This is a genomic window from Arthrobacter sp. KNU40, assembly GCF_051515115.1.
GTDB lineage: Bacteria > Actinomycetota > Actinomycetes > Actinomycetales > Micrococcaceae > Arthrobacter.
Genome location: NZ_CP195850.1, coordinates 2416094 through 2431358 on the forward strand (window position 1 = coordinate 2416094; position 15265 = coordinate 2431358).

The window sequence follows — 15265 nt, forward strand, 5'->3', positions numbered from 1 at the left end:
CCGCACGCGAGCAGGATGTCATGCGCTTGCTCGGTCAAGGTCTCAAGACGGCCGCAATCGGGCACCTGCTCGGCTGTAGTCCCAGGACCGTTGCGAAACACCTCGAACACGCCTACGCCAAGCTCGGGAGCAACAACCGGGTGGACGCCCTCCGCCGCCTGAGGGGCGAGGGATGACCTATGCTCAAGCTGCGCTCCGGCGCCCCATCTGCCCCGATCGCACCGTCGGGATGACTACCTCGTCTTGACTGACGCCTCCCGGGGCGAAGCATTGGTACCGCTACGACGCTGAACGAGGCCCAGCGGTCCCGCTACCTTGACGCGCCGTACACCATCGGTAATTCGATGATCTGGCCCGGCAGGTCGAGGGACCGACCCACTATGGACACTGCACGGCTCTGGTGGTTGTGGAGGTCATGAGCCCTCGGTCGCGGCGGACGGTTGAGACCCAGCAATTCACCTGGTGGTGAGGGTGATGTCGTCGAGGTACATCCAGGTGTCGTCGGCGGGGCTGGAGCCGTCGAGGTGGACGTTGAACCACAGCGTGATGGTCTGTCCCTTGTAGGCCGAGAGATCGGCGCTGAACTGGGTCCACGTGCCGGAGTCACTGGAGAGTTTGAACAGGCTGGCCAGGGTGGTGCCGCTCGTGGAGCGGAACTGCGCTTCCATCCAGTCGTACCGGCACGTGGTGCCGTTGCAGGTGTCGTCATTCGTGTGCGGCTGGTACCAGAAGGACAGGGTGGTGGTTCCGGTGGCGGGGACGGTGATGGTCTGGGACAGGCTGCTGTCACCCAACGGTTCCGCCCCGGAGGCCAGACCGAGGAGCGCGGAGCCGGTGCCGGTGTGCGCGGTGGTGGAGGCGACGGGTGCCCTGACGCCGCCGGTGGTCCAGGAGCTGAGTCCGGATTCGAAGCCGCCGTTGGTGATGGCCGAGCTGGTGGTTCCGGTGGGGGTGACCGGTGCCGAGGCCGCCGAGGCAACGGAGGTGCCGATGGCGTTGGTGGCGGTGACGGTGAAGGTGTAGGCGGTGCCGTTGGCCAGGCCGGTGACGGTGGTGCTGGTGGCGGGCGGGTTCCCGGTCACGGTGACCGGGGCCAGGGTGGTGGCGCCGGCGTGCGGGGTGATGGTGTAGGAGGTGATCGGGGAGCCGCCGTTGGCCGGGGCGGTCCAGGACACGGTCGCGGAGCCGTTGCCCGCGGTCGCGGTGACCCCGGTGGGGGCGGCGGGTGCCGTGGCCCCGGCGGTGGGGGTGACCGGCGCCGAGGCCGTCGAGGCCGGTGAGGTGCCGATGGCGTTGGTCGCGGTGACGGTGAAGGTGTAGGCGGTGCCGTTGGCCAGGCCGGTGACGGTGGTGCTGGTGGCGGGCGGGTTCCCGGTCACGGTGACCGGTGCCAGGGTGGTGGCGCCGGCGTGCGGGGTGAGCGTGTAGGAGGTGATCGCGGAGCCGCCGTTGGCCGGGGCCGTCCAGGACACGGTCGCGGAGGCGTTGCCCGCGGTCGCGGTGACCCCGGTCGGGGCGGCGGGTGCCGTGGGCGTGGTCTGGGTATTGGTGAGGGCCACGTCGTCCAGGTACATCCAGGTGTCATCGGCCGGGCTGGAACCGTCGAGGTGGACGTTGAACCAGAGCACGATGCTCTGCCCGTTGTAGGCCGAGAGGTTGGCGCTGAGCTGGGTCCAGGTGCCGGAGTCGCTGCAGAGCTTGAACAGGCTCGCCAGGACCGTGCCGCTGGTGGTGCGGACCTGCGCTTCCATCCAGTCGTAGCGGCAGGCGGTGCCGGTGCAGGTCTCGTCGGCGGTGTGCGGCTGGTACCAGAAGGACAGGGTGGACGTCCCGGTAGCGGGGACGGTGATCGTCTGGGACAGGGAACTGTCGCCGAGCGGTTCGGTGCCGGATGCCAGGCCCAGGAGCGCGGAGCCGGTGCCGGTGTGGGCGGTGGTCGAGGCCACCGGTGCCCTGGCGCCGCCGGTGGTCCAGGACGTGAGCCCGGATTCGAACCCGCCGTTGACCACGCCCGGAACCGGGGCCGTCGGGGTGACCGGGGCCGAGGCCGCGGAGGGCACGGAGGTTCCGACGGCGTTCGTGGCCGTGACCGTGAACGTGTAGGCCGCGCCGTTGGTCAGCCCGGTGACGGTCGCCGTCGTCGAGGGCGGATTCCCGGTAACCGTCACCGGAGCCAGAGACGTGCCCCCGGAGGTAGGCGTCACCGCATACGAAGTGATGGGGGAGCCGCCGTTGGCCGGCGCCGTCCACGACACGGACGCCGAGGCGTTGCCCGCCGTCGCGGTCACGCCGGTGGGCGCGGCAGGCGCGGTCGGCGCCGCTGCCACGGTGATCGTGAGGGGTGGGGTGACCGCGTCGGGGCCGGCCCCGTTGGTCGCGGCGACCGTGAACGTTGCCGTGCCGGCCGTCGTCGGGGTGCCGGAGAGGATCCCGGTGGTGGGGTCCAGGCTCAGCCCGCCGGGCAGGGCACCGGAAGACACTGCAAAGGTCGGGGCCGGGCTGCCGGTCGCGGCGAAGGTGTAGCTGTAGGCGGTGCGGGCGGTGGCGGTGCCCGGGGGAGTGTCCGCGGTGAACACCGGAGGTGCCGGTATACCGGCAGCCACCGTCTTCAGAATAATGTCATCAGCGATCATGTCGCCATCCTGCACCGCGTGCTCTGCTCCCAGCTGGAGCACATTCATCGAAGTATATGAACCGAGATCTATAAACCCGGTCGTGCTGTTCGAACGGTCAAAGAGTTTCGTGCCGTCCTGCCATACCTGGACCTGGCTTTGCGCACCATTGACTACCAGGTGAATTTTCAGGGCAAACTTTTGGCCGACGGCTACATTACCCACGCCCACGATGGTGAAGCCGGAGCCGCTAGCCCACCTCACGAACAGGCTGCCCGATCCGTTTTGACGCGATACGTCAAACAGGCGGTTGCTGCCGTTGAAGAAGCGCAAGGTGGGAACGTTACTGTTCGAAGCGCTGCCTTCGCGCGTGATGTCAAACCAGCCGCTGGCCCAAACCTCGCTGGCCGAAGCCGGCAAATTTTTCACCACGTTAGCCTCGGAACCGCTATTCCCCGTCACATGTATTTGTGCAGCGCAGGCGGGGGAGTTGGAAATTGCCGATTGCACCGTGGCGGTGGCGTCGCCCAACTGGGTGACAGTCGTCCATCTACTGAAATCATTGGTTTCAAAGTTATCGGCCACTACCACTGTGCCGGGGTCAGCGTTAGTGGGAGCCGGAGCGGTGGGGTTACAGGGGGACGTACTGGCCTGAACGCTGCCTCCCGAACCAAAGCTTGCATAAATCACTAAAGCGGCCATTACAAGCGAGGCTGCCAGAGCCGGGCGGCGCCCTCTTCGTGCCGAATTTCCCTTATGCCCCGTATTTGCCATGGGAGTGTCCCTTATGAGGTGGTATCGGTGCAGGCGCTATACCTGAGAACTGTGCGGCACGGACCACTCCCACTCGCCCCGGAGGGCTGTGTTCCTCCGGGGGCTGGCACTGGTACGCCGGAGGGCGAGGTGCCGGCTTGCCGGGACCTCGAGGGTGCCGCTGACCGGTCAGAGAGCTAGCCCAAGGACCACCGCCGGCGTTAACGACTTCATTGGTGATCCAGGCCCGCATCATGACCTCCTGTGGATGGACAGAGCCGTTCATAGTCAGCACCTCGGTGGCCGCGCGATCGAAAGCTCTCCTCATGTCATTTGGGCCCGCCTCATGACGGCCGTGAAAGCGGCCCGATCCGGAGCCTAGGTGCCGGCCAGTGCCTGGGGCGAGAGTGGGCGGCACCTGTTTTTGTGTGGGAATACTCGCATGTCCTGGGTACTGGAGCGCTCCCAGCGACCGGACTTCGAATCCGGCGCCGTTGAAAGTGTTAACACTTTCGGCTTCGGAGTGGGTCGCCAGTGCCTACTCGAAGCCGGAGGATCTCAAGTCCTCGTCGAATGCGGTCTCTAATGCGGTCTTTGTCGACCGCAGATTGGCCTCATGCTCTGGCCTGCGCGGTTTCGACCAAGCAAGTAGTCACGCGGATCTGCACACACAGTGCAGGTAGTGACGGCTCAGGAATAGGGTGTCCTGCGCCACAAAGTCGGGCACGAACCACTCCTGTGCGGCCCTTTTTCCGCGCCTAGGCTCCACGCAATGAGTCAGTAGCCAAGGGTCAGAAACAGGTCTCTCACATGCGTGGTCAACCCAAACCGCTGCCCCGCCACGTCTGGGCGGCATTCGTGTCAACACTGCTCGTACTCACAGGGCTGTCCATTTGCGACACCGCCGTTGCGGACGTAGGGACAGTCGCCCACGATGCGCTGCGGACGGGGTGGGACAGCACCGAGAGCGCGCTTTCGCCGTCGTCAGTTGCGTCCTCAACCTTCGGCAAACTGTTCTCCACGGCTGTGGACGGGCAGGTGTACGCCCAGCCGCTCGTCGTCGACAGTACCGTCATCGCAGCGACGGAGAACAATGCCGTTTACGGGTTGGACAGCACCACAGGGACGGCGAAGTGGGTACGTACCCTCGGTCCGGCCTGGCCGGCGTCGACAGTGAGCTGCGGCGACCTCACGCCTTCCATCGGCATCACGTCCACTCCGGTCTTCGACCCGGCGACAAAGTCCGTTTTCCTGATGGCCAAGACGAACGACGGATCGAGCCCGCAGCTCCCGCACTGGTACATGCACTCCCTCGATCCGGTGACCGGGGCCGAGAGGGCGGGGTTCCCTGTCCTCATTGGCGGAGCCCCGAGCAATGATCCGACCCATCCATTCAACGCCATGACCGCGATGCAGCGGCCAGGACTGCTGCTCATGAACGGGGTCGTCTACGCCGGCTTCGGCGGCCACTGCGACTACGTTCCCTTCGTCGGGTACATCGTCGGGGTGTCTACAAACGGCCGGCAGACGACGATGTGGGCCACCGAATCGGGCAACAGCAACGCGGAGGGCGGGATCTGGCAGTCCGGCGGCGGCCTGGTGTCCGATGGCGCGGGCCAGATCATAGTCACCACCGGGAACGGCATTTCCCCGGCACCGGGTGTGGGCACCACTCCACCAGCGACGCTGGCGGAGTCCGTGGTCCGGCTCCAAGTGGGTGGCGACGGCAACCTGACGCCGACCGACTTCTTCAGCCCCGCCGCCAACGCCAGGCTGAACCAAAACGACGCCGACCTCGGTTCCGGGGCCCCTGTCGCCATTCCGGACGGTTACGGCACGGCGCAGCACCCGCACCTAATGGCCCAGGTCGGAAAAGACGGCCACGTCTACCTTCTGGACCGCGACCGTTTGGGTGGCATGGCGCAGGGCCCCGGCGGAACCGACGCCGTCCTCGACGAGGCCGGTCCGTACGCCGGAGTTTGGGGGCGGCCGGCATTCCTCGGGACCAGCGGCGGCGGCTACCTTTACGACGTCGAGAACAACGGCTACTTACGTGCTTTCAAGCTCATGCCGAACAGTGCGGGCGGGGTTACCCTCGCGTCCGTCGCGACGTCCCCCGGCACCTTCGGGTACACCTCCGGTGCGCCGGCAGTGACCTCTAACGGTACGGACGGGTCTTCCGCCCTTGTCTGGGTTGTCTATGTCTCTGGACCCACCGGTGCCAACGCAGAACTGCGCGCCTACAGCGCGCTTCCGGACAGCACCGGTCACCTCCAGCAGGTGTTCAGCAGCCCACTGGGCGTAGGTTCCAAGTTCTCCTCCGTGGCCACCGACGGCGGTCGCGTGTTCGTGGGCACCCGCGACGGGCACGTGCTAGCCTTCGGCTCCCCGACAACCGCCGCAGTAGGTGCGACGGGCACCGACCTAGGCCAGGTCCCGGTAGGTGCCGCGCAGACGGGTGTAGTGACGATCACCGCGTCCAGGCCGGTATCGATCAGCTCCGTCACGGCGAGTGCTCCGTTCCAAATCGGAACCTCCCTCACGCTGCCTCAGACTCTGGCCGGCGGCGGCAGTCTCGCTGTCCCGGTGACCTTCTCGCCGTCGGCTGCCGGCCAGGCCGACGGCACGCTGACCGTCACCACGGCCGACGGCGAGACCGACATCCTCGGCGTCCACGGCGTCGGCACGAAGGACGGCTTGGGCTCGACACCGCCCGCGTTGCAGTACACGAGCGTGCCGACCCAGACGATCAGCCGGCGGACCGTCAGCATCGTCAATACAGGCACAACGGTTGTCACGATCACCGGAATCACCCTCCCGGCCAATGCAGAGCTCAGCGTGGACACCGGCACAGCGCCGGTCGTAGGTCAACAAATCCAGCCCCTCGCCTCGGTCCCGGTGTCCCTGACGTTCAGCCCCGCCACAGCAAATCCTGTGAGCGACCAGCTCGTTGTCGTCAGCGACTACGGCGCGGTGACCGTGCCGATCACCGCGACCGCCATCTCAGGGGCTGCGCACCTGCAACTGCCGCCCACGCTGGATTTCGGTGACATACCGGTGGGGACATCGACAACCCGGGACTTCAAGATACTCAATACCGGCAACATCCCGATGACCATCACCAAGGCGAAGGCGCCGCTAGGACTTTTCTCAACGACCGCACCCATCGCTGAGGGCCTGACGATTCCCGCGGGTGGCTCCGCATTCCAAAGCGTGACCTTCGCGCCGACCGCCGTCGGGCCCGCTGGAACTCAGAACACCTTCTACCTGATCACCGCCGACGACGGCCAAGGGCCACTCACTGTGATGCTCACCGGCAACGGCGTGGACGACCCAATCGCGGTCAAGGCCCAGCAGGTCGGTGCCGGCCAGCTGCAATCGAATCTTGGGAGCGCGCTTTCTTTGCAATACCCCGTGGCGTCAGGGAAATGTCAGGATTTCGTCCGTGGCGTGGTCTGCTGGTCCCCGGCGACGGGGGCGCATGAGGTCCATGGTGCGGTCTATACCCGGTATCAGGCTGCCGGCGGGGCGGCCGGGAGCCTTGGCTTCCCGACCACCGACGTCATGGGCACTCCTGACGGGGTGGGTCAGTACACCCATTTCACCGGTTCCGGGGGCTCTTCGATTTACTGGTCGCCGGCGACGGGGGCGCACGAGGTCCAGGGGGCCATCCAGGCGAAGTGGGCCGCGCTGGGCTGGGAACAGGGACGGCTGGGCTACCCGCTGACCGATGAACTGGCAACGGCTGACGGGGCGGGCCGGTACAACGATTTCTCTGGTTCCGGGGGCGCTTCGGTGTATTGGTCCCCGGCGACGGGGGCGCATGAGGTCCATGGTGCGGTCTATACCCGGTATCAGGCTGCCGGCGGGGCGGCCGGGAGCCTTGGCTTCCCGACCACCGACGTCATGGGCACTCCTGACGGGGTGGGTCAGTACACCCATTTCACCGGTTCCGGGGGCTCTTCGATTTACTGGTCGCCGGCGACGGGGGCGCACGAGGTCCAGGGGGCCATCCGGGCGAAGTGGGCCGCGCTGGGCTGGGAACAGGGACGGCTGGGCTACCCGCTGACCGATGAACTGGCAACGGCTGACGGGGCGGGCCGGTACAACGATTTCTCTGGTTCCGGGGGCGCTTCGGTGTATTGGTCCCCGGCGACGGGGGCGCATGAGGTCCATGGTGCGGTCTATACCCGGTATCAGGCTGCCGGCGGGGCGGCCGGGAGCCTTGGCTTCCCGACCACCGACGTCATGGGCACTCCTGACGGGGTGGGTCAGTACACCCATTTCACCGGTTCCGGGGGCTCTTCGATTTACTGGTCGCCGGCGACGGGGGCGCACGAGGTCCAGGGGGCCATCCAGGCGAAGTGGGCCGCGCTGGGCTGGGAACAGGGACGGCTGGGCTACCCGCTGACCGATGAACTGGCAACGGCTGACGGGGCGGGCCGGTACAACGATTTCTCTGGTTCCGGGGGCGCTTCGGTGTATTGGTCCCCGGCGACGGGGGCGCATGAGGTCCATGGTGCGGTCTATACCCGGTATCAGGCTGCCGGCGGGGCGGCCGGGAGCCTTGGCTTCCCGACCACCGACGTCATGGGCACTCCTGACGGGGTGGGTCAGTACACCCATTTCACCGGTTCCGGGGGCTCTTCGATTTACTGGTCGCCGGCGACGGGGGCGCACGAGGTCCAGGGGGCCATCCGGGCGAAGTGGGCCGCGCTGGGCTGGGAACAGGGACGGCTGGGCTACCCGCTGACCGACGAGTACGCAGTTCCCCTCGGTCGGGAGTCGGATTTCGGCGGCGGCCGGCTGACATGGAACTCGCAAACAGGAACGGTCAGCGGCTAGCTACTTGCTCGAAGAGCGCCCCGTCGGGCTGCAGGCTTAACGGTTCTGCAACCACGGGTCGCGCGGCACGAGCCAGCAGGGTGCAGTCCGGCCGGGCCGGAGCACGAGCCTACGCCGCCTTCGAGAGAGCAGGCAACGCTGGAACGCCTCAATGTCTGGCCGTCAGCCGGAACTTCCAAAGTTCGCGTGAATCGAGCGGGAAGCTGCTCCAGGGCTCATCCATCTTGACTTGCGTCCAGCCCTGAGGAAGTGCCTTGTCGGTCGTGATTTCAAGATGGGCACGTATCGGTTCGCCGGGCAGGTGCAGCAATCCCACGCTCAAAAGAATCCCCGCAACAAGCATCATGGGGTGGTGAGCGGCACCGTTCCGTGTACTTTGCAGAGGCATGGTTTCCTACGATTCTTGCGGTTCGCAGCGTGTCAGTGGTGGCCGCGACTAGAAAGGTACCCCGATGGTGAGCAGCCCGGTGGCTTTGACGCGTCCGGACAGAACCCGGGCGAACTCGATCGCCTCCAGACAGATCTGCTGCCCGCCGATACCGGAGGACCAGCGACCGCCTGCGGTGCCGGTGAGTTCCAGCTGGAACGGCTTCCGGTGCTTGGCTGCCCACTCGTGGACGATGTCCCCGACAATCCGCCCGTCATGGGCCGCAGTCGTGGCCAGGCTGGCGCCGGTGGCCCGGCTGATGTCAATCCGGTGCATCCAGGCATCACGCGTGTAGATGCGGTCCATCAGGTATCCGACGGACCGCACGCCTAGCGGAGGCCCCCAAGGCACCGGTATCGCCCGGACGGCAATTGGAATCTTTCGGCGCGCCGCCACCGCACGAATTGACGCCTCGGCGAGGTCCGTGAGGAGCCTTGCCGGGGCATGGCTGGCACGCTCGTGGACCTGGAGCGCATTCATCCGGTCGACGACGGGGCCGCCTGGGTGCAGCTTCTTTCCGGCCCGCACCTGATGCATACTTTCGCGGGGACTCGCCGATGCCTCCGCGGCTCCGACCAGATGCGCCACCAGTCTGCGGACGTCCCATTCGGGACAGTCCGTGGTGGCGGACCAGGCGTCCTTCGGCAACGCGGTCAGAAGGGCCAGGATGCGCCCGTATTCCTCTGTTGCCCTGTCCATCCATTCCGCGTGGCTAAGCGTGAACGTTGCCGAATCCTCCGGCTGAATTCCCCGCATGGCATTGCCTCCTGGTATTTGTTTTTCCTAATATGAATAGGACACCCGCGCTAGACTGAAGTCAATAGGTTTACCTAATGTGCGTAGGAGAATGATGATGAAGTCCCAGCAGCCGGCTGCACCGCCTCGGGAGCCAGCGCCTGCGCGGCGACAGGACCGGCGCGCCCGCAGGCATCAGGACACGCGCAGTGAAATCCTGAGCGCTGCGTGGGAAAACGTCCGGAAGCGAGGAGTCGCCGCCCTGTCGCTGCGCGAAGTCGCCGACGAGGTCGGCATGCGCCCGCCGTCGCTCTACGTCTACTTTCCCGGAAAGGCGGCCATCTACGATGCGATGTTCGACCAGGCGGCCCGGGAATTCCTGACAGTTGTTCTCCAGTCCGGCCCTTCAGGAGCCCCCCGGGCCACGCTTCTGGCAGCGGCACGGATGTTCTTCGATTTTTGCACCGCCGACATTGCCCGCTACCAGTTACTGTTCGAACGCCCCGTCCCGGGCTTTAGGCCGAGTCCGGAATCCTACTCCAGCGCCGTCCGCGCCCTCGAGGAGGCCTCCGCCTTCCTCGCCGGCGTCGGAGCCGACACGCCCGATGCTGTCGACCTCTGGACAGCGCTCATCACTGGTCTGGTCAGCCAACAGCTCTCCAACGACCCGGGAGGAGACCGCTGGCGGCAACTTCTTGGGGATGCCGTCGACATGTTCCTTGCGCACATCACCCGGCACTACCCGCAGGCTGGCGAGGAAGATGGACCTGATCCTGGTCTGCGTTGAGCCGGAACCGTTTGCGAACTCAACCGTCCCGTTTCAACCGCTAGACGCCCGTAGGTGGCCCGGACAATTCCCAGACCTGGCCGACACTCGATATTCGACGGCCCAGGCGGTAATCCACCTCCCTAACTACCGATGCCGATCGACCGGCTTGGGGGACGGCCTCTGACCGTCGGGGCGGGGTAATGGGATGAGGAGTCCGATCACGACAAATGCGAGCAGGCGGCTATGGGCCTACGTTCACTCCCTGCAGGCGCGGCCCGGCACGGCGGCCGAGGGGTGGTGTGCGCAGAAAAGCGGTACCACCCCTCAGTCGGGGCTAGCGCCCGTCCTCGATTGAAGCCAGGAATGTGGTCAGTCCTTCGACGACGAGGTCGTGGTCGGCTTTTTGCGGGAGCCCCGAGACCGTGACGGTGGCAATGTGTCCGGTGCCTTTGACGAATATCGGGAAGGCCCCTCCGTGGGAGGCGTAGCGCATCTCGTCGAACCATCCGTTGTCTTCGAGTCTGCCTCCGCCGAGCCGGCCTTTGAGCCCGACCAGCAGGGATGGTTCGGCGTACCGCTCAGTTGTTCTGCTCTTTCTCTGGACCCAAAGCTCGTTGTCGGGCGTCGCGCCGGGGAGGGAGACGTGGAAGAGGACGTGTCCGTTTCGGCGGATGTCGATGGCGACCGGGAGGTTCCGCCGGGTGGCGAGCTTTACCAGCAACAGACCCAGGGCCAGGGCGTCAGCTTGGTCGAAGCTGTGCAGGTGCAGGTCGCTGACTTCGTTTTCGAGGCGTTTGATCAGCGCTTTCAGTGCGGCTTCGGGCTGTTCGGCACGGGAGTCCGGGTCGAATTCCTGCTCGGAGGCGACGACAGTGTCTTGGACCATGATGGGTTGTTCCTCTCTGTTGGAACGGTTTGCCGCCCTCGCAGCAGCGCTGCCCCGGGTGTGCCTATGTGCGGGTGCGCCAGGTCGCGGTTGAGGACCGGATCTTGAGCTGCGGCTGGATGAGGGTCAGTTGGGTGGGGATGTCCGCATTGCCATCAGCCAGGCGGGTCATGAGCATCTCGGCGCCTTTCGCGCCGACCTGTTGCGGGAATCCCGCCACGGACGTCAGAGGAGGGACTTGGCCGGCGGCGATGCGGGTGTCATCAAAGGATGCGACGGCGATGTCGCGACCAGGTTCGAGGCCACGCCGGCGCATTTCGTCGTAGATTCCTTGGGCGACGATGTCGTTGTACGCGATGATCGCGTCCGGTAGCCTGCCCAGGTCGAAGAGCCGGGCGACGGCGGCTGAGCCACCCTCGGGGGTGATGGGGCTGCGCAATTCATCCGGGCTCCAAACGTCGCAACCGTTGGGTTCCAGTGACTTGCGGAGTCCTTCTTCTCGTTCCGTCAGGGACGAGGCGCTGCGGCCACCGAGGAAGGCGACGCTTCTGCAACCCAAAGCGGCCAGGTGCTCCCCGAGTAGTGTGGCGCCCTTGACGTTGTTGCTGCCGACGTAGTCGAATCCAGGGAATCGACGGGCGAGCAGTGCGAGCGGGACGCCTGCCGCGTTGACCTGTTTGGCGAGCTTTTCGGGGTCGGTGTCCGGGGCCGGGAGCAGCAGGAGCCCATCGACCTGCCGTTCGATCATGGACGCAATGATTTCGTGCTGACGGTCCGCAAGGTCGCGGCTGTAGCCGATGAAGATGGTGTACCCGGCTTCGTGGGTGATCTCGTCGACGGCCATTGCAAGTTCGGCGAAGTAGGGATTGATGATCTCGGTGACGACCAGTCCAATGGTCATGGAATGGCTTTGCCTCAGGTTGGCGGCCGACCGGTTGTAGACGTATCCGAGTTGATCCATGGCCTCGCGCACTTTGGCGGCCGTGCTTTCCGGGATACGGGAGCTGCCCCGAACTACGAGTGACGCGGTCGATTTTGACACTCCGGCGGCTTTGCTGACGTCTTCGAGGGTGATGCGCGGGGTCATTCCAGGTTCCTGCCGGTGAGGTCGATAGGCGGGTTAGCGGTGCTGCCCGCCTATCGACCTTATCAATCCGCGGTCTAGGAACTTTGTAGCTGCGCGCCGTGCTTTTCGTGGATTGCGTCCCGGGGGTCTTCCAGGCTTCGCCCTTTGGTTTCGGGGACAGCAAAGGTGGCGGCGATGGTGATGGCCGTCAGCAGGGCCAAGTATCCCGCGATGGGGAGCCAGGCGCCGGCTCCGGCGCCGTGGACTGCGCTCCCGCCGTCGGCGGTGACAGCCAGTGACATGAGCCAGGCGCCAATCAGGGGCGCTATGCCGCCGGCGATGACCGCCGAGGCCTCCCTTGCTATCGATACGCCCAAGTAACGCTGCCTGGAGCCAAAGAGTTCGCACATCAGGGCGCTTTGCGCGCCGAACATTCCCCACGTTCCAACACCGAGTCCGATGGAGACTACGACGATGGTCAGCACGGTGTCGCCGAAGCTCAGCGCATACCAGATGGGGAAGGCTGCGATCAGTTGGAAGATGGCGAAGGCACGGTATGTCCGGACGCGCCCGTATCGGTCGGTCAGCCAGCCGGCGAGGGGCACGACGGCGGCGCCCACCGCGGCGGCGAAGACGAGCGAGAGTGCCCCGATGGGTCCTTTCATGCCGATCGCGGCACTGGAAACGTACGCAATCGCAAGTGCCTGGTAGATGGACGAGCCGCCGTTTTCGGCCATGCGCAGTCCGATTCCCAGCAGAACCGTCTTCCCGGAGCGGTTCAGGAGGGTTCTGAGTGGCTTTTCGGTGACCTGCTCGTGGGGTTCCAGCTTGGCGAAGGTGGGGGATTCCTTGAGGCGTAGCCGGATGTAGATGGCGACGCCGAGGATCACGACGCTGGCCAGGAACGGCACCCTCCACAGCCACGTATCGGTGATCTTGATGGCCTGGTTGGTGTTCAACAGCAGGAAGTACACGAGCGCCGCGGCGACGGTGCCCATTTGGACGCCCAGGAAGGGCAGGGAGGCGACGAAGCCGCGTCGGCGTGCGGGAGCGTATTCGGTCATCAGGATGGACGCCCCGGCCATTTCAGCCCCGGCCCCCAGGCCCTGCATCAGGCGCAACACGATGAGCAGGATCGGTGCCAGGATTCCAGCGCCCGTTCCGTACCAGTCACCGGCCGAGCCGTTGTAGGTCGGCAGGACGCCGATGAGCGTGCTCGCCCCTCCCATGAGGAGGACGGTGGTGAGCAGCACGAACTTCCGCCCAAGCCGGTCGCCGAGGCGGCCGAAGACGACACCGCCGAGCGGCCTGATGGCAAAGCCGAGGAAGTAGGTGCCGAAGCTGAGGATCAGGCCGGTCGCGGGGTTGTTCCCGGGGAAGAACAGCGGGCTGAACACCAGGGCGGAGGCCAGGCTGTACAGGGCGAAGTCGTAGTATTCCAGGGCGCTGCCGAGCGAGCTCGCCCAGGCTGCCCTGGCGAGGTCCCTGGTCGAAATACTGGCGGCTGGCGCCTGCGGGTGGGTTGTTGGGGGATTAAGGCTCACGACGGAGTGCACCTAACTGTGGGGTGGGATGTGGTTGATGAACGGAACCTGTTCGGGGCTTGAGGTCCTTGAGGATGGTGTCCGCGACGCGCAGTGCGTTGGCTGCGATGGTCAGGGCCGGGTTGAGGGCTGCCGAAGAGGGGAAGAAGGAGCTGTCGACGATCCAGAGGTTGTCCAGATCGTGTGCCCTGCAGTCAGGGTTGAGGACACTCGTGCGGGGGTCGTCGCCTGCGACGGCCGTGCCGCATTGATGGGAGTTGGTCTCGATGCCCATGCGTTCGGTGAAGATCAGCGGGTAACCTGCCTTGCGGACGGCCCGGCGGACGCGCCGCACCAGCTCTGCATGCGGCTCAAGGTTGTTCGGCTCCCACCAGACGTGGATCTTGCCATCGACGACGCTGATACCGTTGCTTCGCCGCGGCAGGTCTTCGGTGGTGAGGTAGATGTCGATGCTGCGGTCCGATACCGCCTTCAGCATCGGGGTGGGCGCCCAGGCGCGGGCCATTTTCAGCATGCTCGCCCGCAGCTTCCCGAGCATCTGCAGGTTGCCCAGCGGGTACGGGGTGGTAGGGCCGGCCTCATACCAATCGTTGAGACCGAGGGTCTTCTGCCACAGGGTCCGGTTGACCTTGAATGGATTGATTCCGATGAAGAAGGTGCTGTTGTGGACCATGTAGTTCCTGCCCAGCAAACCTGAGGAATTGGCCAGTCCTCGCGGATGCCCCGTGGTGGCGGAACCCAAGAGCAGGGCCGCGGAGTTGACTGCCCCGGCGGCGAGAATGAACCTGGTGGCCTCGATGCGGATGACTTGGTCGTTGCGTTCTGCCAAGGCGGCGACGATCGTACGTCCATCGGCCCCGAGAACCAGCCGGGTGACCTTGGTGTCGGTCATTAGCGCGACACCGGCCTCCACTGCGGGGTCGATGGCGACCTTCTCGGCGTCGGACTTCAGTCCCGCTTCATTCGGCGCGCCGTCGCTCGTGGCGCACAAAGCACGCTTCTCCGGAGTGTCGGCGTCGAGCCCGTTGGCCATCCTGAAGGGATGGAGCCCTTTGCTCCGCAGGGAATCCGCCAGGCCCTGAATGGCGGGTTCGTGGTCCAGCGCAGGATACGGATAGCCCTCGGAGTGAACCGGTTCGGTGGGATCTTCGCCGATCTGGCCCCGGACCTTGAAGAGCTTTTCGGCCCGCGTGTAATACGGTTCAAGGTCCGCGTAGCTGAAAGGCCACGCAGGAGACACACCGTCTGCATGCCGGGTTTCCTCGAAGTCGCTGGCACGGAACCTCGGCAGGCAGGCGCCGTAGACCTTCGTGTTGCCTCCGACCCAGTAATAGACGCCGGGTTTGAAGGATTCGCCGGTGCGACCATTGAACCAGGCCTCGGCATTCTTGTAGCGGCCCTTGAGATAGACCTCGTCCAGATCGGAGTTCTGTGGCTCCGCCGGCAGGCGGTGACCACGTTCGATCAGCAGGACCCTGGCACCGGAGTCCTTCAGGGCGTAGGCCATGGTGCCGCCGCCCATGCCGGATCCGATGATGGCGATGTCGGTACGGATCACCTCGTCCGGGGACGCCGGTTCTGCCGGTGTCCCCGGACGAGGTGCCTCGTCGATGGTTTGCCAGGACACG

General features: G+C 65.6%; 10 protein-coding genes. 3 read left to right on the top strand and 7 right to left on the bottom strand.

Annotated features, from left to right (window positions below; genetic code table 11):
* Window positions 1–20: 20 nt before the first annotated feature.
* The gene (locus ACSKT0_RS11110) at window positions 21–176 is read left to right on the top strand and encodes a response regulator transcription factor (protein WP_437773799.1); all 156 of its coding nucleotides are present in this window, start codon (window positions 21–23) and stop codon (window positions 174–176) included.
* A 279-nt stretch (window positions 177–455) separates the two neighbouring features.
* Here the strand turns inward: ACSKT0_RS11110 and ACSKT0_RS11115 are convergent, their stop codons facing one another.
* On the bottom strand, window positions 456–3041 hold the full coding sequence (locus tag ACSKT0_RS11115) for a fibronectin type III domain-containing protein (RefSeq protein WP_437773800.1): 2586 nt from the start codon (window positions 3039–3041) through the stop codon (window positions 456–458).
* 1134 nt (window positions 3042–4175) lie between these two features.
* Between ACSKT0_RS11115 and ACSKT0_RS11120 the strand changes: the two genes are divergently transcribed.
* Complete coding sequence (locus ACSKT0_RS11120; RefSeq protein WP_437773801.1) at window positions 4176–8210, top strand: choice-of-anchor D domain-containing protein; 4035 nt, start codon at window positions 4176–4178, stop codon at window positions 8208–8210.
* A gap of 148 nt (window positions 8211–8358) precedes the next feature.
* On the opposite strand, the gene ACSKT0_RS11125 is transcribed toward ACSKT0_RS11120, so the two are convergent.
* Window positions 8359–8556: a hypothetical protein gene (locus ACSKT0_RS11125; protein WP_437773802.1), complete on the bottom strand. Its 198-nt coding sequence runs from the start codon at window positions 8554–8556 to the stop codon at window positions 8359–8361.
* A 90-nt stretch (window positions 8557–8646) separates the two neighbouring features.
* Complete coding sequence (locus ACSKT0_RS11130; RefSeq protein ID WP_437773803.1) at window positions 8647–9393, bottom strand: maleylpyruvate isomerase family mycothiol-dependent enzyme; 747 nt, start codon at window positions 9391–9393, stop codon at window positions 8647–8649.
* Between the two features lie 97 nt (window positions 9394–9490).
* Here ACSKT0_RS11130 and ACSKT0_RS11135 point away from each other — a divergent pair, with 97 nt between their 5' ends.
* Window positions 9491–10159 carry a TetR/AcrR family transcriptional regulator gene (locus tag ACSKT0_RS11135; RefSeq protein WP_437773804.1) on the top strand — a complete coding sequence of 223 codons (669 nt, stop codon included), beginning with the start codon at window positions 9491–9493 and terminating at the stop codon, window positions 10157–10159.
* Between the two features lie 316 nt (window positions 10160–10475).
* Here ACSKT0_RS11135 and ACSKT0_RS11140 read toward each other — a convergent pair whose 3' ends face one another.
* The 4 genes from ACSKT0_RS11140 to ACSKT0_RS11155 all read right to left on the bottom strand — a co-directional run bounded on the left by ACSKT0_RS11140 (window position 10476) and on the right by ACSKT0_RS11155 (window position 15264).
* Window positions 10476–11027, bottom strand: a complete 552-nt coding sequence (locus ACSKT0_RS11140; RefSeq protein ID WP_437773805.1) for a heme-degrading domain-containing protein — start codon at window positions 11025–11027, stop codon at window positions 10476–10478.
* 64 nt (window positions 11028–11091) lie between these two features.
* Window positions 11092–12114, bottom strand: a complete 1023-nt coding sequence (locus ACSKT0_RS11145; RefSeq protein WP_437773563.1) for a LacI family DNA-binding transcriptional regulator — start codon at window positions 12112–12114, stop codon at window positions 11092–11094.
* Between the two features lie 74 nt (window positions 12115–12188).
* Window positions 12189–13637 carry an MFS transporter gene (locus ACSKT0_RS11150; RefSeq protein ID WP_437773564.1) on the bottom strand — a complete coding sequence of 483 codons (1449 nt, stop codon included), beginning with the start codon at window positions 13635–13637 and terminating at the stop codon, window positions 12189–12191.
* On the bottom strand, window positions 13627–15264 hold the full coding sequence (locus ACSKT0_RS11155) for a GMC oxidoreductase (RefSeq protein WP_437773565.1): 1638 nt from the start codon (window positions 15262–15264) through the stop codon (window positions 13627–13629). Before ACSKT0_RS11155 ends, ACSKT0_RS11150 begins: the two co-directional genes overlap by 11 nt.
* Window position 15265 lies beyond the last annotated feature (1 nt).